Source organism: Nocardia puris, from assembly GCF_003315035.1.
Taxonomy (GTDB): Bacteria; Actinomycetota; Actinomycetes; order Mycobacteriales; family Mycobacteriaceae; genus Nocardia; species Nocardia puris.
Genome location: NZ_QNRE01000003.1, coordinates 267,422 through 287,829 on the forward strand (window position 1 = coordinate 267,422; position 20,408 = coordinate 287,829).

At 71.5% G+C, this 20,408-nt stretch carries 13 protein-coding genes; 8 read left to right on the forward strand and 5 right to left on the reverse strand.

Annotated elements, in window-relative coordinates; all coding sequences use genetic code 11:
* Positions 1-50: 50 nt before the first annotated feature.
* Entirely contained in the window at positions 51-3,311 is a 3,261-nt protein-coding gene (locus DFR74_RS11320) for a bifunctional RecB family nuclease/DEAD/DEAH box helicase (protein WP_232331805.1), read from the forward strand.
* Positions 3,312-3,314: 3 nt separating this feature from the next.
* On the opposite strand, the gene DFR74_RS11325 is transcribed toward DFR74_RS11320, so the two are convergent.
* A complete protein-coding gene (locus tag DFR74_RS11325) occupies positions 3,315-4,502 on the reverse strand; it encodes an amino acid deaminase/aldolase (protein ID WP_407675215.1) in 1,188 nt (395 codons plus the stop codon).
* A gap of 46 nt (positions 4,503-4,548) precedes the next feature.
* Positions 4,549-5,028: a TetR family transcriptional regulator gene (locus DFR74_RS11330; RefSeq protein WP_228789046.1), complete on the reverse strand. Its 480-nt coding sequence runs from the start codon at positions 5,026-5,028 to the stop codon at positions 4,549-4,551.
* Positions 5,029-5,443: 415 nt separating this feature from the next.
* Between DFR74_RS11330 and DFR74_RS11335 the strand changes: the two genes are divergently transcribed.
* Positions 5,444-6,205 carry a tyrosine-protein phosphatase gene (locus tag DFR74_RS11335; protein ID WP_067511061.1) on the forward strand — a complete coding sequence of 254 codons (762 nt, stop codon included), beginning with the start codon at positions 5,444-5,446 and terminating at the stop codon, positions 6,203-6,205.
* A 21-nt stretch (positions 6,206-6,226) separates the two neighbouring features.
* Here DFR74_RS11335 and DFR74_RS11340 read toward each other — a convergent pair whose 3' ends face one another.
* Positions 6,227-7,438, reverse strand: coding sequence for a class I adenylate-forming enzyme family protein (locus DFR74_RS11340; protein ID WP_067511062.1), 1,212 nt, complete (start codon positions 7,436-7,438; stop codon positions 6,227-6,229).
* A gap of 97 nt (positions 7,439-7,535) precedes the next feature.
* Positions 7,536-8,330: an enoyl-CoA hydratase/isomerase family protein gene (locus tag DFR74_RS11345; RefSeq protein ID WP_067511063.1), complete on the reverse strand. Its 795-nt coding sequence runs from the start codon at positions 8,328-8,330 to the stop codon at positions 7,536-7,538.
* Positions 8,331-8,377: 47 nt separating this feature from the next.
* On the opposite strand from DFR74_RS11345, the gene DFR74_RS11350 reads away from it, so the two are divergent.
* The 4 genes from DFR74_RS11350 (at position 8,378) to DFR74_RS11365 (ending at position 12,013) form a co-directional block, all read left to right on the forward strand.
* Positions 8,378-9,406, forward strand: a complete 1,029-nt coding sequence (locus DFR74_RS11350) for a glutathione S-transferase family protein (RefSeq protein ID WP_067511064.1) — start codon at positions 8,378-8,380, stop codon at positions 9,404-9,406.
* Between the two features lie 125 nt (positions 9,407-9,531).
* Entirely contained in the window at positions 9,532-10,257 is a 726-nt protein-coding gene (locus DFR74_RS11355; protein ID WP_067511065.1) for a hypothetical protein, read from the forward strand.
* Complete coding sequence (locus DFR74_RS11360) at positions 10,254-11,237, forward strand: ABC transporter ATP-binding protein (protein ID WP_067511066.1); 984 nt, start codon at positions 10,254-10,256, stop codon at positions 11,235-11,237. The genes DFR74_RS11355 and DFR74_RS11360 overlap by 4 nt, the downstream gene beginning before the upstream one ends.
* Complete coding sequence (locus DFR74_RS11365) at positions 11,234-12,013, forward strand: ABC transporter permease (RefSeq protein ID WP_067511067.1); 780 nt, start codon at positions 11,234-11,236, stop codon at positions 12,011-12,013. The genes DFR74_RS11360 and DFR74_RS11365 overlap by 4 nt, the downstream gene beginning before the upstream one ends.
* On the opposite strand, the gene DFR74_RS11370 is transcribed toward DFR74_RS11365, so the two are convergent.
* Positions 11,948-12,622, reverse strand: coding sequence for a hypothetical protein (locus tag DFR74_RS11370; RefSeq protein WP_113975068.1), 675 nt, complete (start codon positions 12,620-12,622; stop codon positions 11,948-11,950). The genes DFR74_RS11365 and DFR74_RS11370 overlap by 66 nt on opposite strands.
* A gap of 111 nt (positions 12,623-12,733) precedes the next feature.
* Between DFR74_RS11370 and DFR74_RS11375 the strand changes: the two genes are divergently transcribed.
* Both DFR74_RS11375 and DFR74_RS11380 read left to right on the forward strand, forming a co-directional pair.
* Positions 12,734-16,357 carry an ABC transporter ATP-binding protein gene (locus DFR74_RS11375; protein ID WP_232331807.1) on the forward strand — a complete coding sequence of 1,208 codons (3,624 nt, stop codon included), beginning with the start codon at positions 12,734-12,736 and terminating at the stop codon, positions 16,355-16,357.
* Between the two features lie 280 nt (positions 16,358-16,637).
* Positions 16,638-20,366, forward strand: a complete 3,729-nt coding sequence (locus tag DFR74_RS11380) for a multifunctional oxoglutarate decarboxylase/oxoglutarate dehydrogenase thiamine pyrophosphate-binding subunit/dihydrolipoyllysine-residue succinyltransferase subunit (protein WP_411719599.1) — start codon at positions 16,638-16,640, stop codon at positions 20,364-20,366.
* Positions 20,367-20,408: the final 42 nt, after the last annotated feature.

The window sequence follows — 20,408 nt, forward strand, 5'->3', positions numbered from 1 at the left end:
TAAGGTGTTGCCGTTGTCCCGGCGTAGACACAGGAGGGGCGCGTTTGTTCGTGTTCGGTGATCGTGTCGTCTGCACCGCCGCTGATCTCGTGCGCGCGGCGCGCTGTGAGTTCGCGATGCTGCGCGCCCTCGACGCCGAACTGGGCACGGCGCCCGGCGAGCCCGCCGCCCCACCGCCGTTCGCGGCGCCGGGCGGCTACGACGATGCGCGCGAGCGCAGGCTGGCCGACCTGCGCGACCGCTACGGCGGCGCGCTGGTCGAGATCCGGCAGCCCTGGCAGAATCCGGACGACCCTGCGGCGCGAATGCGGGCGCTGAGCGACGCGCACGAGGCCACGGTGGCGGCGCTGCGCGACGGCGTGCCGGCCATCCGGGGCGCGGTGTTCTTCGACGGCCGATTCACCTGTTCCTGCGACGCCGTGGTGGCCGCCGGGTCGCGGTACACGGTGCACGTCACGGCGCCGACACCGCACGACCGGATGGCCGCCGCACTGGAAGCGGCCGCGTGCGCCGACGCGCTCACGGCGGCCGACGCGCGCAGCGAACCCGTGGTGCGGCTGTACCCACCCGGCGCCACGACGCCGCTCGCGGAGTTGCTGCCGGTTTACCAGGCGCGCAGGCGGCGACTGGAACGGATCGTGGACGAGCAGCTGGGCGAACTGCTACCCGTCCAGTGGGGCGATCCGAGGTATCTGGCGTGCGGACGCTGCCCCGTCTGTGTGCCCGAACTGACCGCCGCGCGCGACCCGCTGCTGGTGGCCGGGATGACCGGCACCGCGCGCGCCCGGTTGCGCGAGGCCGGGGCGAGCACCGTGGAACGGCTGGCCGGACTGGGGTCTGCCGTACCCGGCCTGCCGCCGCGCACGGTGAAGGCGCTGCGTAGGCAGGCCGAGATCCAGTCGCGCGCAGCGGATTCCGGCGGGCCGGTGTACGCGGTGCTGGACCCGGTGGCGCTGGGCGCGCTACCGCCCGCGTCGGACGGGGACCTGGCGCTGACCCTGTCGGTCGATACCGCAGGCGACCCCGCGAGCTTGGCGGTCGCCGGATACGAGGGCACGCTGCTGTCGTTCGACGCGGCGACGGACGGCGGCGTCGAGGGGCTGCGGTCGGCCCTGCGGCGCTTGTTCGGCCTGATCGAGCTGCGGCGCCGCACCTATCCGGATCTGCGTCTGTACCACCACACTTCGGCGGTGCGGGGCACGCTGACGCGCTGGACCGGCGCGCTGGGGGTCGGGGAGGAACCGCTCGACGAGTTGCTGCGCGCGGGTGCCGTGGTGGACCTGTATCCGATCGTGCGGGGCGCGGTGCTGGTCGCGACCACGTCGTACGACCTCGCGCGGCTGCGCCCGCTGGTCGGCGGCGAGGGCACGAAGACCGTACTGTGCCTGCGCGACTGGCTGCTGGACCTGGCCACCGAACACGACGCCCCGCCGTACCGCAACGACTCCGTCCCGCTCGGAACCGATCTCGGGCCGAGCCCCTCCTCCGTCGAAGCCGCGCTCGCGGAATACGCCGCGACGCAAGCCGATCCCCAGCACCCGGCGGCCGCGATGGCGGCGGCGCTGGGCTACCGGCGCCGCGAACGGCAGGCGCTGTGGTTCGCGCACACCGACCGCCTCAGCCACCCGGTGCCGGAATGGCCCGACGCGCCAGGCGTTCTCGTCGCGGAGTGGGGCACCGTGGACACCAAGTGGCACCACAGTCCGCAGCGCGCCACCATGCGGCGCTACCTCACGGTGACCGGCCGCATCGGCACCGGCGACACGGGCGCGGGCATCCCCGCCCCCGGTGACACCGTCTACACCTTCTACGACCGCTCCGTCTCCCCCGGCATGAGCGGCGGGCCCGGCTTGCGCGCCACCACCACCGCGACCGTCCTGGGGTGCGCCGTCGACGCCGATTTCGACGACACGGTGCGCCTCGAGGAACATCTCCCCGCGGGCTGCGCTCCCTTCGACGATCTCCCCATCGCCCTCGCGCCCGCGTTGCCGCCCTGGGACGAAAACGCCGAAGCCGCCAGGGAATCGGCGGCCCAGCACCTGTTGATGACGCTGCCGCGCATCCCCGAGGGCGCGCTGTTCGACATTCTCGCCCGGCGCGCGCCGCGCCTGCACGGCGATGCCGCGCTGCCCGAGGTGCACGGCGACCACGCCGCGGCCGTCACGGCGGCGGCCAGGGCGCTGGACGGGTCCTACGTGGTGGTGCAGGGCCCCTCGGGCACCGGGAAGAACTCGACGCTCGCGCGCGTGCTGGAGCGGCTGGTGGTGCGCGACCGGTGGCGCATCGGCATTGTGGCGCAGGCACATTCGACGGTGGAGAACCTGCTCGACGCGATCGTGACGATCGGCGTACTGCCCGAGCTCGTCGCCAAGCGCGACGCCGAATCCGTCGCGCCGGAATGGGCGGTGGTGGAGGCCGCACGGTTCCCGCGTTTCCTGGACAACGCCGTCAACGGCTGCGTGATCGGCGGTCTGCCCGCCGATTTCGCCGACGACGCCGTGGTGCCCACCGAGAGCCTGGACCTGCTGGTGATCGCCGACGCGGGCCGCTTCCCGCTGGCCGAGACGGCGGCCGTGGCGGGCAGCGCGCGCAATCTGCTGCTGCTCGGCGATCCGGCGCCCGCGCTCAGCCGCGCCGGACATCCGGCGCCGGTGGGCGATTCGGTGCTGGACTGGCTGCTCGACGGCCGCAACACGGTGCCGGCCGAGCGCGGCTACTTCCTGGACCGCACCTGGCGCATGCATCCGCGCGTGTGCGAACCGATTTCGCGGCTCTACTACGACGGACGGCTGCGCTCCAACGAAACCGTGGCCCTGGCAAGGACTCTCGACGGTCTGGCGCCCGGGATCGGCACGATCCTGGTCGAGCACCGGGGCGACGCGACCGAATCGGTGGCCGAGGCGCGCGAAGTGGTGCGCCAGGTGCGCGCCCTGCTGGGCATGTCGTGGACGGCGGGCACGACGACCCGGCGGCTGCATCCGCACGACATCTTCGTCATCGCGCCCTACGGCGCGCAGGTGGGGCGCATCCGGAGCATGCTGGCGCGCGCCAAGATCGAGGACGTGCTGGTGGGCACGGCCGAGAAGTTCCGCGGCCGGGAGGCGGCGGTGGTCCTGCTGTCGATGACGACCTCGAGCCCCGCCGACGCGCCGCACGGGATGTCATTCCTGTTGTCGCGCGGTCTCGTTCGCGCCGCGCTCAGCCGCGCGATGTGGCGCGCGGTGATCATCCGGTCCCCGCTGCTCACCGAGTATCTGCCCGCGACACCGCGCGAGGTCGCCGAGCTCGCCGGGTTCCTCAGCCTCGGCTGAGCGTCAGCCGAAGTTCTTTCCCTCACCGCGATAGGTCGGCACCGTGACGCGCGAGCCGTCGGATTCGACCAGGTGCACCTCGTCGAACCGCTCGCACAGTTCGCCCGCCTTGGCGTGCCGGAACCACACGCGGTCACCGATGCGCAGTTCCGCGGCGGCCTTCAACGGCGTCTGCACCTCGCCCGCCCCTTCGGTGCCGATCAGGCGTAAACCGTTGGGCCACACAGGCTTCGGCACGCGAGTCGGACCGGCCGGACCGGACGCGATGTATCCGCCCGCGAAGACCGTGGCGATGGACGGCGCCGGCTTGCGCAGCACCGAGGTCGCGAAGAACAGCGCGGGGCGCGGGGTGAAGGCGCGGTAGTGGTCGAACAGCGTGGGCACGTAGAGGCCCGACCCCGCGGTCACCTCGGTCACGTCGGGATCGACCACGCTGACCTCGATCGACCCACTGCCGCCGCTGTTGACGATCTCGAGCGGGCCGGTCACCGAACGCACCGCGTCGACCACGGCCCTGCGGCGTTTGGTGATCTCGGCCGCCGAGGCGCGCTTGACCAGCCGCACCGCGATATTGCTGTCGGGCAGGCCCGCGATCTGCGCTTCGTAGGTCATCACGCCGACCACCCGGAACCCGCGCTCTAGCGCGGCGCGGGCCAGGGCGGCGGCCTGGTCGGGGGTGCGCACCGGGGAGCGCCGCACGCCCAGGTGCACCGGACCGATGCGCAGCGAGGCGTCGACGTCCAGGCAGACGCGGGGGTGCACGCGGTCGGAGCCGACGGCGGTGCGGATGAAGTCGAGTTGATCGACGTCGTCGACCATCAGGGTGATCGAATCGAGCAGCGTCTCGTCGGCCGCGAGTTCGGCCAGCGCGGCCCGATCGACGCTCGGGTAGCCGAGCAGGACGTCGCGGGCGCCGAGGCCGACGAGCCAGATCGCCTCGCGCAGCGAATAGGACATGATCCCGGCGAATCCGCCGTCGGCGGTGAGTCCCGCATCCAGCACGGTCTCCAGGATCGCGCGGCAGCGGACGGATTTGCTCGCAACGCGGATCGGGACCCCGCCCGCGCGGCGGGCCAGGTCGGCGGCGTTGGCGCGCAGCGCGGTCAGATCGAGGGCGGCCAGCGGCGGGTCCAGCTCCGCGGTGGCCGCGTGCAGACCGGCGATCGGCGATATCTCGCTCACCGGATCCACTCAACCACCCAACTGGTCACATGTCCAGTATCGAGCGGGAATGTCGTCAGACTTCGACCGCGCGGCCGGCCAGGCCGGTGACCAGGTCGTCGAGCACCACCAGCGTGGTCTCGTCATCGCAATCGGCCAGCCAGCGCAGGACCGTGCCCTGCAACACCGAGACGACGTAAGCGGCGATCGCGTCGACGGGCTCGATCCACTGCGCGCCCGAGCGGCGCGCACACAGTTCCAAGAACTCGGCGACTTCGCCGTCCATCTGACGGAACCAGGCGGAGGCGACCGGGTCGGGCACGCATTCCGACTGCTCCTCCCACCGCTCGCGCAGGGTCTGCACGGTCTCCTCGTAGGCGCGGATCGACTTGGTCGGCGCGGCCTTGACCTGCGGCCAGTAGGCCGTCACGCCGGCGTGCAGCAGGACCCGCAGCGCCCGCACTCCGGTGATATCGAGCGAGGCGGCCGCCTTCTCGACGGCCTCGCAGAGGGCCGGTCGCAACCGGCCCTCGACTGTTTCTCCACGTACGCTCAACGACGACTCCCTCGGGATGAGATCACGCGCCGTCGCACCGGCGCGTCTCGCTGAACTCGGACGGGCAACCCTGACAATCCCCGGGTTGTCCGGTCCAACGTTCATCAATGGTAGAGGGTTTTCGGGGTTTGAGAACGGGTTCGGTGGGTATTTCCAAACTGGAAGAATGTTTTGTTATCCAAACGGAATGACTCCGCAACGCCGCGGTGCCCCCATTCCGCTGCCGCTCCCTGCGCCCGTCACGGCCCCTCGCGGCCGTGACACACGCTTGTTCCACAGTACGGATGGACAGACGACACCCCCGCATTCTGTGGCCGATCACACAGTGACTACGGACAAACCGGACGCCGAACCCGACATTCACCCCTCGCTCCGGCGCTACCCGCCCGCCATCGGCGGTCGATAGCCTGGACCGGTGACCCTCACCCCACCCGCCGACACGCCCCCCACCGACCACTTCCTCGTCCCCGGGACGTTCAACTTCCGCGACACCGGCGGCCTGCGCACCGAGGACGGCGCGACCGTGCGCCCCGGGGTGCTGTTGCGCTCGGCGCAACTGAGCGGCCTCGACGGCGACGGGCACCGGGTGCTGCGCGACCTGCGCGTCACCGATGTGTTCGACCTGCGCGGCCCGGCCGAGATCGACCACGTCGGCCACGACAACCTGCCCGGTGACGTGCGGCTCACCATCACCCCGTTCGACACCCGGATGGGCGAGACCCCGCCGCACGACGCGCAGACCTCCGCGGCCCGCATCCACATGATCGAGGTCTACCGGGCCTTCCCCACCCTGCCCGAATCGCACGCCGCGATCACCGCGATCGCCCGGACCCTGGTGGACGGCGAGGGCGCGGTACTGGTGCATTGCGCGGCGGGCAAGGACCGCACCGGCTGGGCGGTGGCCACGCTGCTGCGCGCGGTGGGCGTCACCGAGGACGAGGTGTTCGGCGACTTCCTGCTCAGCAATCACGCGGTGCCCGCGCTGCGCGCGATGATCGCGCCGAAGCTGGCGGCCGGCGCGAACGTGTCCGACGATCTGCTCGGCGTGCATCCCGAGTACCTGCGCACCGCGCTCGACGCGGCGGTCTCGCACTTCGGCGATTTCGACAGCTACCTCGAGGCGGCCGGGCTGACGGATCCGCTGCGCGAGCGGCTGCGCGAGCGCATGCTGCGCTGACGCGACGCAATCGCCGGCCGCTCACGCTGTTTCGCGCCGGACCAGGCCGTCGGCCCCGATGCGCACCTGGTCGCCGGTGTGGAACCAGGTGCCGGTGAAGCGGTGCGCGGTGGCCTCGGGATCGTTCCAGTACCGCCGCGTGACATTCGGCCCGCGACACAGCAATTCGCCACACCCCAGTTCGGCGCGCGGACCCCACAGCGCCAATTCCGTACCGCCGAACGGGAATCCGAGCACGGTGGCCGAATCGTCCTGCGCCACCGTGTCGTCCACGGCCAGCCCGATGCCGCTGGTCTCGGTGGCGCCCCACACCGACCACTGCCGCGCCTCGGGGAAGGCGTCGCGCAGCGCGGTCACCGATTCGGCGGGCACCGGCGTGCGATGCCCGGCGTTGCTGATGCGGCGCACCCGCGCGGTGTCCAGGCCCTCGCCGCGCAGTGCGGCCAGGTGCGGCAGCAGTCCGGCGAACAGCCGCGGTGTGCCCGAGACCATATCGATCCGCTCGGTGACGAGCGCCTCGGCCAGGCGGCCGGTGTCGGGGGCCAGCACGACGGTGCCGCCGACCGCGAAGGTGGGCAGCAGCTGGTCGACGCAGCCGCTGGCGTGGGCCAGGGGCAGCAGCACCAGGTTGCGCAGGCCGTCGGCGGGCAGGTCCAGCGCCCCGACCACCGACCGGATCGCCGAGAGCAGGTTCTCGTTGGTCAGCTCCACGCCGCGGCGGGTGCCGCTGGTGTAGCAGAGCAGGGCCAGATCGCCCAGCGCGGCGCCGTCGTCGATGAACGCGGCGCCGTCGGGCAGGTCCGCGTCGCCGTCCCCGAGCACGAAATCGGCTCCGGCGTCGGCGATCACGCGCTCGGCGACCGGGCCGGGCAGGGCGTGATCGACCAGCACCGGCACCGCGCCGCTGAGCAGGGCGCCGAGGAAGGACCGCACCCAGCGGACGCCGACCGGCAGGTGCACGGCCACCCGGTCGCCGTAGCCGATGCCGTGCTCCTGCAACCCGCCCGCGATCCGGGAGGCCGAATGCCACAGCTCCCGGTAGGTCAGGCGCGGGCCGCCGAGTTCCACGACGGCCTCGCGATTCGAGAACGCGTGCACCTGCAGATCGAGCAGTTCGGTCAGCGCCGGGGTGAGGTTGCCGTACCGCAGCACCCCGTCCGCGCCCCTGGCCAGGGGATTGTCGCGCGCGAGCGGGCGATTCAGGGGGTACTCGACCAAGATCTGCTGCGACATGTGTCCTCCGCGCGGTGCCTCGAGCTGCCAGGCACCTGCGACTATATGACGCGGATCACATTTTCGCGGCGATTAGTGGCCGACCGTGTCCGGCCCGTCATGTCCCGGAGTAGGTCGCCTTGCCCGGACCGACCTCGAGGAAGCTGCGCACGGCGCCGCGCAGATCCTCGGTCGCGAACAGTGCGCCCGACACCTCCGGCGTCACCGAATCCGCGTGCGCCACACCGCCGGAACGCCACGCCTCGATGATCCGTTTGGTCGCCGCGTGCGCCTTGGTCGGCCCGTCGGCCAGGCGGTGGGCCAGCGCCCGCGCGGCCGCGTCGACATCGTCGTGCACGGCGTTGACCACGCCCCAGTCCGCCATCGTCGCCGCGTCGTAGAGATCGCCCGTCATCACGAATTCGCGGGCCCGCCCCGAGCCCGCGCGCTCGGCCAGCCGCTGCGGGCCGCCCATCGAGGGCGTCAGCCCGACCACGGTCTCCACCAGACCGAACTTCGCGCGCGGCGCGGCCAGGATGATGTCGCAGGCCAGCGCGATCTCGAACGCGGCGGTGAGGGTCAGGCCGTGCGCGGCGAACACCACCGGGCACGGCAGCGCCTCGATCGGGTGGATGATCTGGGCGAACAGCGTCTGCCACAGTTCGGCGCCCTGCTCCTCGGTGAGGCCGTCGAACACGTGCACGTCCACCCCGCCGGAGACGACCTTGCCCTCGGCCCGCAACAGCAGCGCGCGCGGCGGTTTCGCGCTCAGTTCGGCGAAATCGGCGGCCAGCGCGTCCAGCATCGCCCGGTCGAAGAGGTTCAGCGGCGGATGGGCCAGGGTCAGCACGGCCACTTCCGCACCGCCACCGGTGTTCTCGCGGTCCAGTCGGGTCGCCTTCGAATCAGTCATGCCGTCAGCCTAGAACCGCGGGCCCGCCGATCTGCCAGACTGGCGGGGTGAGCGAGGCGGTATCGGAGAGCGGTTCCTACGTGGAACCCGGTGAGTTCAAGCGGGACACGAACTACATCACCACGCGGATCACGGCCGACGGCCGCGACGGCTACCCCGTCGAGCCCGGACGCTACCGGCTGATCGCGGCCCGCGCCTGCCCGTGGGCCAACCGCACGCTGATCGTGCGCAGGCTGCTCGGCCTCGAGGACGTGCTCTCGCTCGGACTGTGCGGGCCCACCCACGACAAGTACAGCTGGACCTTCGATCTCGATCGCGACGGCGTCGACCCGGTACTCGGCATCCCGCGCCTGCGCGAGGCGTACCTGGCGCGGTTCCCCGACTATCCGCGCGGCATCACCGTGCCCGCGATCGTCGACGTGCCGACCGGACAGGTCGTGACCAACGACTACGCGCAGATCACCCTCGATTTCTCGACCGAATGGAGCGCCTACCACCGCCCCGGCGCGCCACAGCTGTATCCGGAGCATTTGCGCGAGGAGATCGACGCGATCAACGCCGTGGTGTTCCGCGAGGTGAACAACGGCGTGTACCGCTGCGGGTTCGCCGGATCGCAGGAGGCCTACGACGCCGCCTACGACCGGCTGTTCACCCAGCTCGACGCGCTCTCGGCGCGGCTGGCCGGACAGCGCTACCTGGTGGGCGACACCATCACCGAGGCCGACGTGCGGCTGTTCACCACGCTGGTGCGGTTCGATCCCGTGTACCACGGCCACTTCAAGTGCAACCGGCAGAAGCTGAGTGAGATGCCGGTGCTGTGGGCCTACGCCCGCGACCTCTACCAGACGCCCGGTTTCGGCGACACCGTCGATTTCGGGCAGATCAAGACCCACTACTACGTGGTGCACACCGATATCAACCCCACCCGCATCGTGCCCAAGGGCCCCGAACTCACCGATTGGCTCACCCCGCACGGGCGCGATGCGCTCGGTGGCAGGCCCTTCGGCGACGGCACCCCGCCTCCGCCACCCCCGCTCTCGGAACGTGTGCCCGCGCTGCGCGGCCCGCAGTTGTGACGACGTTCGCTCCGGCGTATCCGGGGAACCCCGGTCGGGAAGCGGTTCGTTGTCGTGTTGGGCTGGTACACGACCGGTGCCATAGAGTTCTGCCAGCGAAGGCTGAGACTTAAGGGGTGTTGCCGATGAGGCACAGCGCGTTCGAGAAGACCGTGGTCGCGTTGCTCGAAAACGGGTCGAAGCTGCAAGCGCCCGCCGTGGAGAAGTACATCGATCGCATCCGGCGGGCCCACCCCGACGAGACCCCGGCGCAGGTCGCCACCCGTATCGAACGGCAGTACCTGCTCGCGGTCACCGGCAGCGGCACGGCAGCGGGCGCGACCGCGGCCATGCCCGGCGTCGGCACCGTCGCCTCGCTGGCCACCATCACCGCGGAGACCGCGTTCTTCCTGGAGGCCTCCGCCCTGTACACGCTGGCCGTCGCCGCCATCCACGGCGTCGCGCCCGAGGCCAAGGAGCAGCGCAGGGCGCTGGTGCTCGCGGTGGTGCTCGGCGATTCCGGCATGGAGATCGTGGAGAAGTCGGTCGGGCACTCCGCCAAGAACTGGGGCACCCTGCTGGCCAACCACGTGCCCGGCCTGGCCGGGATGAACGACTCGCTGATGAAGCGGTTCATCGTCCGGTTCCTCACCAAGCGGATGGCGCTGATGGCGGGCAAGGTGATCCCGATGGGCATCGGCGCGGTGATCGGCGGCGTCGGCAACCGCGCGCTCGGCAAGACCACGATCGTCAACGCGCACAAGGCGTTCGGGCCCGCGCCGCGGGTGTGGCCCGCCAGCAGGCAGCTGGTGATCGACGCCGAGCCGCTCCCCGCGCTGGAGGCGCCGCAGCAGCCCGTCGATCCGCGATGACGGCGGCCAGGCAGGTGCTAGCCGCGCGCGGGCTCGGCAGGCGATTCGAGATGTACGCGGCGGTCACCGACGTGTCGTTCAGCGTCGCGGCGGGCAGTGTCGCGGCACTGGTCGGTCCGGCGGGGGCCGGCAAGACCACGCTGGTGCGAATGTTGCTCGGGCTGCTCGAACCGACCTCCGGCTCGGCCGAGGTCGCGGGCCGCACGATCCCCGCCACCATCTCCGACGATCCGCGCGAAGACGCGGCGGCGCAGGTGGGCGGGATGCTCGTGCCGCGCGGTCTGCATCCCGCCCGCGGCGCCCGCGACCACCTGCTGGTGTACGCGGCGGCGGTGAATGTCCCCGACACGCGCGTGGACGCGGTGCTCGAGACCGTGGGGCTCACCGACGCGGCACGGATCGCGGCGAGCGCGCTCTCGGTCGGACAGCAGACCCGGCTGGCGCTGGCGACCGCGCTGCTCACCGACCCCCAGCTGCTGATCCTGGACGAACCGACCGAGGGCCTGGACGGCGCCGAGCGCGGCTGGTTGCACGATTTCCTGCGCAGGCACGCCCGGCGCGGTGGGTCGGCGCTGCTCACCGCGCGCAGTCTCGCGGCCGTGGTGCCGATGTCGGATCAGCTGATCGTGCTCAGCGGCGGTTCCGTGGTGTACCAGGGAACGCCGGCCACGCTGCGGCGCGGCCACCCCGACCGGTTGGTCGTCGCGTCGTCGTCCCCCGTCGCGCTGGCCACCGCGCTCGCCGCACGCGGGCACACCGACGCCGTCATCCGGCCCGACGGACGGCTCGCCGTCGCCGAGACAACCGAGGCCCAGCTGCACGAGGCCGCCGCGGCCGCCGGGGTGCGGCTGGACAGCGTGACGCCCGATCCGATCCACCCCGACCGGGTGCTGGCCTCGCTCGTCAAACCCGCCGCGCCGCCCGTGCTGCAGGGCGCGGCCGTCCACCGTCCGCCGACGCCCTACGGGATCCCGCGATGATGCTGCTGCCCCCGGACCTCGTGCCCACCGTGAACTCCGAGGTCCGCAAGGTCTCCACGCTGCGCCGCAACTGGTTGCTCGCCGCGGGGCTGCCCGCGGTGGCGCTGGTCGCGGCCACCACGACGGCGCTGACGGCCGGGCCCACCGACCCCGAGGCGAACCCGGCCACCGGCGCCGCCACCATCGGGCTCTACCTCGCGTTGCTCGCCACGATCCTCACCGCGGCCGCGGTCGGCGCGGCGGGAGCCGGCGGGGAGTTCCGTTACCGGTCGATGCCGCTGACCGCGCTGTTCACCCCCGACCGTGACCGGATCGCGGCGGCCAAGGCGCTGGTGACCGGCGCGGGCGCGCTGGCCGTAGCGCTGATGGTCGAAATCGTCGCGCTCGTCTGCCTTTTCGCGTTCGGGCGCGGCAAGATCGCCTTCGGCGGACAGCTGTTCGCGGTGTGCGGGATCGGATTGCTCGCGGTGGTGTGCTGGGCGCTGATCGGCACCGCCGCCGGGCTGCTGCTGCGCCAGTCGACGGGGGCGGTGGCGCTGATCCTGGGCTGGCTGCTGTTCGCCGAACCGCTGATCTGGGTGATCGCCGACGCCATGGGCCTGGGCGGCCTGGTCACCCTGCTCCCCGGCTCGGCCACCGTCGGCGCCGTCGCCGTCGGCTCCTTCCCCGACAGCGACATCCTCGCCCCCACCCCCGCCGCCTTCGTCGTCCTACTGCTGTGGACCGTCGCCCTCTCCGCCGCCGCCTGGTGGCACCTGCGCACCCGCGCCGTCTGACCTGATCCCGCTGCGCACGCCGTCGGAGCGACCGCCGCGCAGCAGCTGGAGGATCTGCGTGACGCCGTGCTCCACCTGCCGCACCTGGGTGCCCAGGGCGCCGATGCTCCGTTCCATGGTGTCGAGGCGTTGGCCCATGGTGTCCAGGCGTTGGTCCATGGTGTCCAGGCGTTGGCCCATGGTGTCCAGGCGTTGGTCCATGGTGTCCAGCCGTCCGTCGATGGCGTCCAAGCGCCCGTCCACCGCATCCAAGCGCCCGTCGATGACGTCCAAGCGCCCGTCCACCGCATCCAAGCGCCCGTCGATGACGTCCAAGCGCCCGTCCACCGCATCCAAGCGCCCGTCGATGACGTCCAAGCGCCCGTCCACCGCATCCAAGCGCCCGTCGATGACGTCCAAGCGCCCGTCCACCGCATCCAAGCGCCCGTCGATGACGTCCAAGCGCCCGTCCATGGCGTCCAGGCGCAGATCTTGTTTGTGGAACCGTTTGTCGATTCGGCGGAAGCCGCGATCCATCTTCTGTTCCAGGACCGCGACCTGTTCGTAGACGTCGTCGACGTCGTGGCGAAGCTGCTGGTAGCGCCGTGTGAACTCCCCCTGCGTGGTCATGCGAGCGACGGTAGACCGAGTTTCGCGACCTGCCAAGCGAGCCTGTGGACAACTCGGTCGGGCGCGGCGTGTCGGGATGTGTCGCTACCTTCGAGTGGGAGGTGAGTGCGGGTGCGTGAGGGTGCTGTGCGGGAGCGCGGGTGGGTGCGGCGGCTGTGGGCCGAGAGCCGTGCCTATCCGGGGACGGTCGCGGCGGTGGGAGCCGCGATCCTGGCGGGGGCGCTGGTGGAGGTGGCCGCGCCGCTGCTGACCAAGCGTGCCATCGATGCGGCCGGGGTCGGCGACACCGAGGTGATCGGGACGGTCGCGGCGCTGCTGGTGCTGCTCGCGTTCGGCCGGTTCGGCGCGTCGTTCGGCAGGCGGCTGCTGGCGGGCAGGCTCTCCCTCGACGTGCAGCACTCGCTGCGGATCCAGGTGCTCGGCGCGCTGCAGCGCCTGGACGGGGCGGGCCAGGACGCGCTGCGCACCGGCCAGGTGGTGTCACGCTCCATCACCGACCTGCAACTGGTGCAGGGCCTGCTCGCGATGGTCCCGCTGTCGGGGATGGCGCTGCTGCAGTTCCTGCTCGCCGCAGCGGTGATGCTGTGGCTCTCGCCGCCGCTGGCGCTCGTCGCGCTGCTGGTGGTGCCCGGGATCGCGCTGGTGGTGTACCGGATGCGCCCGCGCGTGTTCGCGGCCACCTGGTCGGCGCAGCAGCGCGCGGCCGAGGTGGCCCAGCACGTGGAGGAGACCGTCACCGGCGTCCGCGTGGTCAAGGGTTTCGGGCAGGAAGCCCGGATGGTCGACGTGCTGGAGGGCCACGCCCGCAGGCTCTACGCCGAACGCCTGCGCGCGGCGCGGGTGGATTCCCGCTTCGCGCCGGTGGTCGCGGCGGTGCCGCAGGCCGGGCTGGTCGGGGTGATCGGCTTCGGCGGCTGGCTGGCGCTGCACGGGCACGTGGGCCTGGGCACCTTCCTCGCCTTCGCCGCCTACGTCGCGACGATGACCTCCGCGACGCGCGCGATGACGTCGGTGATCATCCTGGCCCAGCTCACCCGCGCGGCCGCCGAACGCGTCTTCCAGGTCATCGACACCACGCCCGCGCTGACCGACCCGCCCGACCCGGTGCCGCTGCCCGACGGCCCACTCGGCATCGAGATCGACTCGCTCACTTTCGGTTTCGATCCCGACCGCCCGGTCCTGCGCGACCTCGACCTCACCGTGCGCCCCGGCGAGACCGTGGCGATCATCGGCCCCACGGGTTCCGGCAAGACCACCCTGTCGCTGCTGCTCCCCCGGTTCTACGCCCCCGACGCCGGCCACATCCGCCTGGTCGGCGGCGATCCGGCGCACCCGGTCGACATCGCCGACGTGCGCGCCGCCGAGCTGCGCGCCGCCGTCGGCGTGGTCTTCGACGAGCCCTTCCTCTACAGCGCCTCGATCGCCGCCAATATCGCGCTGGGCCGCCCCGACGCCACCGACGCCGAGATCAGGCAGGCCGCGAAACTGGCCGCGGCCGACGAGTTCATCGGCGAACTGCCCGACGGCTACGACACCGTGGTCGGCGAACGCGGCCTCACCCTCTCCGGCGGCCAGCGCCAGCGGGTGGCGCTGGCGCGGGTGCTGCTGACCCGTCCGCGCGTGCTGGTGCTCGACGACGCCACCTCCGCCGTCGACGCCCTCACCGAGGCCGCCATCTTCGACGCGCTGCCCGACCGCGGCGGGCGCACCACCCTCATCCTGGCCCACCGCGAATCCACCCTCGCGCACGCCGACCGGGTGATCCGCCTGCCCGCGCCCGCGCATCCGCTCGCGCCGCGCGTCACCGAACCCGAGGCGCCGCTCTTCCGCAAACCCCGGGCGACCGGCCGGACCGGCGGCGGTTTCGGCGCGGCCAGCGCCGCGCTCGCCGAGACACCCGAATTGCGCCGCACCATCGACAGCCTGCCGCCCGCCACCGAGGAACCCCACCAGGACGACGCCGACCTGCGCCGCCCCGATCCGCACTTCCGCCTGCCGCGCCTGCTGCGGCCGGTGCGCGCGCTGGTGGCGGCCGTGGTCGGGCTGCTCGCGCTGGACGCGCTGATCGGCGTCGCGTTCCCGCCGCTGGTCCGCTACGCCATTGATCACGGCGTGCACGCCGCCGACACGGGCGCCCTGCGCTGGGCTGCGGTCCTGGGCGCGCTGCTGGTGGTGGCCGGGCTGATCGTGGGCGCGGCCACCATCGTGCTCACCGCCCGCACCGGCGAACGCGTGCTCTACGGGTTGCGGGTGCGTAGCTACGCGCACCTGCAACGGCTGGGCCTGGACTACTACGAGCGGGAACTGTCCGGCCGCATCATGACCAGGATGACCACCGACGTGGACGCCCTGTCGACCTTCCTGCAGACCGGGGTGGCCACCACCGTGATCGGCGGGCTCACCCTGGTCGGCATCCTCGGCGCGCTGCTGCTCATCGACCTGTCGCTGGCCTCGGTCACGCTGCTCGCGCTGCCGCCGCTGATCCTGGCCACCGTCCTGTTCCGCCGGGTCTCGGGCACCGCGTATTCGGTGTCGCGGGAACGGGTTTCGGCCGTGAACGCCGATTTCCAGGAAAACGTGGCCGGCCTGCGCGCCGTGCAGGCCAACCGGCACGAGCCGCGCGCCGCCCGCCGCTTCGCCGAGTACTCGGCCGGCTACCGCGCCGCGCGCATGCGGGCGCAGCGGGCGATCGCGCTGTACTTCGCGTTCGTCATCGCCTGGGCCGACGTGGCGCTGGCCGCCGTGGTGTTCGTCGGGGCGCGCGAGGTGGCGACCGGCGTGACGACGGCGGGCACGCTGGTCGCGTTCGTGCTGTACCTGGAGCTGCTGTTCGGCCCGATCACCCAGTTGTCGCAGGTCTTCGACAGCTATCAGCAGGCCCGGGTGGGCCTGCGCCGCATCGGCGATCTGCTGCGCACCCCGTCGACCCTGGCCGAGGACCCACCCGACGCGACGCCGCTGCGCGGGCGGCTGCGCGGCGAGGTGCGCCTCGACGAGGTGCGTTTCCGCTACGGCGACGCGGGGAAACCGGCGCTGGACGGCGTCACGCTCGATATCGCGCCGGGGTCGACCCTGGCGCTGGTCGGCCCGACCGGCGCGGGCAAGTCGACCATCGTCAAGCTGCTGGCCCGCCTGTACGACCTGCCGCGCGCCGACGACGCGGGCGCGGTCACCGTGGACGGGGTCGACATCCGCGACTACCGCCTCACCGAGTACCGGGCCCGGTTGGGGATCGTGCCGCAGGAAGCTCACCTCTTCACCGGCGACGTCGCCAGCAACATTGCGTTCGGACAACCTTTCGCGACCGACGACGAGGTGCTCGCGGCCGCGAAGGCGGTGGGCGCGGCCGACATGATCGCCGCCTTGCCGCTGGGCCTGCGCCAGCCGGTGGGTGAACGCGGTCGCGGTCTCTCCGCGGGCCAGCGCCAGCTGATCGCGCTGGCCCGCGCCGAACTGGTGCGCCCCGACCTGTTGCTGCTGGACGAGGCCACCGCCACGCTGGACGCCCAGAGCGAGGCATCGGTGCTGGTAGCGAGCAGATCGCTGACCCGGGGCCGGACCACCGTCGTGGTCGCGCACCGGCTCAGCACGGCCGCGCGGGCCGACCGCATCGCGGTGGTGGAGCGGGGCCGGGTCACCGAGTTCGGGACGCACGAGCAGCTGCTGGCGGCCGACGGCACCTATCGCAGGCTGTGGGCTGCGGCTTCGCCGGGCGCGGCGCCCGCGCGCGGGTGAGCGGGCCGCGGGCGCGGGTCGGGTGCGGGGCGCCGGTCAGAAGGAATATTCTCGCTTCGGGACGGGTCTGCACAGAGGAGTTCGTGTCTGTCCGGTGGTGGGTGGCTCCCTCGATTTGCCGCTGGGCATATCCTCGACAGAGGGTGAATCGGCGCCCATCCGCCGATCCCCGTGCCGGGCACGTCACAAACGTCGCAGCGCGAAGAACGAAATGAGGCGAACACCTGCTGTGAGCAGCTCAACTTCCCAGTTCGGACAGAACCAGTGGCTAGTCGACGAGATGTATCAGAAGTTCAAACAGGACCCGTCGTCGGTCGATGAGAGTTGGCACGAGTTCCTCGCCGACTACACCCCCGAGGCCACGGGCGAGTCCACCGACAACTCCGCCGCAGCGCCGACCGCCAACTCCGCCCCCGCTCCCGCGCCCGCCAAGCCGGTGACCTCCGCGCCCGCCCCGGCCCCCGCGCCCGCCGCCGCCGCGCCCGCCCCCGCTCCCGCGAAGGCGGTCCCGGCTCCCGCCAAGGCCCCCACCCCGACACCGGCGAAGGCCACCGCGCGCGCACCGCAGACCACCCCCGCCCCCACCTCCAACGCCGCGCCGACCTCCGGCGGGCCCAAGCCCGCCGAGGCCACCGACGAGGCGAAGGTGCTGCGCGGCGCGGCCGCCGCGGTCGCCAAGAACATGTCCGCCTCGCTGGCCATCCCGACCGCGACGTCGGTGCGCGCCATCCCGGCCAAGCTGATGATCGACAACCGGCTGGTCATCAACAACCACCTGGCCCGCACCCGCGGCGGCAAGATCTCGTTCACCCACCTGCTCGGCTACGCGATCGTGCAGGCGGTCAAGGCGTTCCCGAACATGAACCGCCACTTCGCCGAGATCGACGGCAAGCCGAACGCGGTCACCCCGGCGCACACCAACCTGGGCCTGGCCATCGACCTGCCCGGCAAGGACGGCAGCCGCTCGCTGGTCGTCGCGGCCATCAAGGGCACCGAGGCGATGACCTTCGGCCAGTTCCACACCGCCTACGAGGACATCGTGCGGCGCGCCCGCGACGGCAAGCTCACCACCGAGGACTTCACCGGCGTCACCATCTCGCTGACCAACCCCGGCACCATCGGCACCGTGCACTCGGTGCCGCGCCTCATGCAGGGCCAGGGCGCGATCATCGGCGCGGGCGCCATGGAGTACCCGGCCGAGTTCCAGGGCATGAGCGAGGAGCGCATCGCCGACCTGGGCGTGGGCAAGCTGATGACGCTCACCTCCACCTACGATCACCGCATCATCCAGGGCGCGGAGTCCGGCGACTTCCTGCGCACCATCCACCAGCTGCTGATCTCCGACGACTTCTACGACGAGATCTTCCACGGCCTCGGCGTGCCGTACGAGCCGGTGCGCTGGCGCAAGGACATCCGCGAGCGCGGCGTCGACAAGAGCGCGCGCGTGCTCGAGCTGATCGCCGCCTACCGCAGCCGCGGCCACCTGATGGCCGACACCGACCCGCTGCGCCTGGTCAAGGACAAGTTCCGCAGCCACCCCGACCTGGACGTCACCTCGCACGGCCTCACCCTGTGGGACCTGGACCGCGAGTTCAGCGTGGCGGGCTTCCACGGCCAGGAGCGCATGAAGCTGCGCGACGTGCTGTCCATCCTGCGCGACGCGTACTGCCGCCACGTGGGCGTGGAGTACACCCACATCCTCGATCCCGAGCAGTTGCAGTGGATCCAGGACCGTGTCGAGCAGAAGCACGTCAAACCGACTGTCGCGCAACAGAAGTACATCCTGAACCGGCTCAACGCCGCGGAGGCGTTCGAGACCTTCCTACAGACCAAGTACGTCGGCCAGAAGCGCTTCTCGCTCGAGGGCGCCGAATCGGTCATCCCGATGATGGACGCCACCATCGACCAGTGCGCCGAGCATTCGCTCGACGAGGTCGTCATCGGAATGCCGCACCGCGGCCGCCTCAACGTGCTGGCCAATATCGTCGGCAAGCCGTACTCGAAGATCTTCACCGAGTTCGAGGGCAACATGAACCCGGCGGCCACGCACGGCTCCGGCGACGTGAAGTACCACCTCGGCGCGCAGGGCACCTACCTGCAGATGTTCGGCGACAACGAGATCGAGGTCTCGCTGACGGCCAACCCCTCGCACCTGGAGGCGGTGGACCCGGTGCTGGAGGGCCTGGTCCGCGCCAAGCAGGACCTGCTGGACAAGGGCGACGGCCCCGAGGGCTTCTCGGTGATGCCGCTGATGCTGCACGGTGACGCCGCGTTCGCCGGTCAGGGTGTGGTGGCCGAGACGCTGAACCTCTCGGGTCTGCGCGGCTACCGCGTGGGCGGCACCATCCACATCGTGGTGAACAACCAGATCGGCTTCACCACCGCCCCGGAGAACAGCCGCTCCACCGAATACTCCACCGATATCGCGAAGTTCATCGGCGCGCCGATCTTCCACGTCAACGGCGACGACCCGGAGGCGTGCGACTGGGTGGCGCGCCTGGCGGTCGACTTCCGGCAGAAGTTCCGCAAGGACGTGGTCATCGACCTGATCTGCTACCGCCGCCGCGGGCACAACGAGGGCGACGACCCGTCGATGACCCAGCCGTACATGTACGACGTCATCGACACCAAGCGCTCAGTGCGCAAGAGCTACACCGAGAGCCTGATCGGCCGTGGCGACATCTCGCTGAAAGAGGCCGAGGACGCGCTGCGCGACTACCAGGGCCAGCTGGAGCGGGTGTTCAACGAGGTCCGCGAACTGGAGAAGTACCCGCCGGAGCCGAGCGAATCGGTCGAGGACGACCAGAAGGTCCCCGCGACCGTGCAGACGGCCGTGGACAAGTCGGTGCTGCAGCGCATCGGCGACGCGTTCGTCAACGTGCCGGAGGGCTTCAGCGTGCACCCGCGCGTGAAGCCGGTGCTGGAGAAGCGGCGCGAGATGGCCTACGAGGGCAAGGTCGACTGGGCCTTCGCCGAGCTGCTGGCCTTCGGCACGCTCATCGACGAGGGCCGCGCGGTGCGCCTGACCGGTCAGGACTCCCGCCGCGGCACCTTCACCCAGCGGCACTCGGTCATCATCGACCGCAAGACCGCCGAGGAGTACACCCCGCTGCACAACATCGGCTCGGCCAACCCGGGCTGGTTCGCGGTGCACGATTCGGCGCTGAGCGAGTTCGCCGCCGTCGGTTTCGAGTACGGCTACTCGCTGGGCAACCCGAACGCGCTGGTGCTGTGGGAGGCGCAGTTCGGCGACTTCGTCAACGGCGCGCAGTCCATCATCGACGAGTTCATCTCCTCCGGTGAGGCCAAGTGGGGCCAGCTCTCCGATGTGGTGCTGCTGCTGCCGCACGGCCACGAGGGCCAGGGTCCCGACCACACCTCGGGCCGCATCGAGCGCTTCCTGCAGCTGTGCGCGGAGGGGTCGATGACGGTGGCGGTGCCGTCCACGCCGGCGAACTACTTCCACTTGCTGCGCCGCCACGTGCACGACGACATCCGCCGTCCGCTGATCGTCTTCACCCCGAAGTCGATGCTGCGCAACAAGGCCGTGGTCTCGGACCTGAAGGACTTCACCGAGTCGAAGTTCCACTCGGTGTTCGACGAGCCCACCTACGAGCAGGGCGTCGGTGACCGCGGCAAGGTGAAGCGGGTGCTGTTGACCAGCGGCAAGCTCTACTACGAGCTGGTCGCGGAGAAGACCAAGCAGAAGCGCGAGGACATCGCGATCGTGCGGGTCGAGCAGCTGTACCCGATCCCGGCGTACCGCCTCAACGAGGCGCTGGCCGGGTACCCGAACGCGACCGACATCGCCTGGGTCCAGGAGGAGCCCGCCAACCAGGGCGCCTGGCCGTTCTTCGGCCTGAACCTGCCCGAGCTGCTGCCGGAGCGCCTCGGCAAGCTGCGCCGCGTCTCGCGCCGCGCCATGTCGGCCCCGTCCTCGGGATCGTCGAAGGTGCACGCGGTCGAGCAGGCGGAGATCATCGAAGAGGCCTTCGCGCCGACCGCCTGATCGGGTCAGGCCCGGACGCCGGGTGCGAATCCTCCCCTCGGG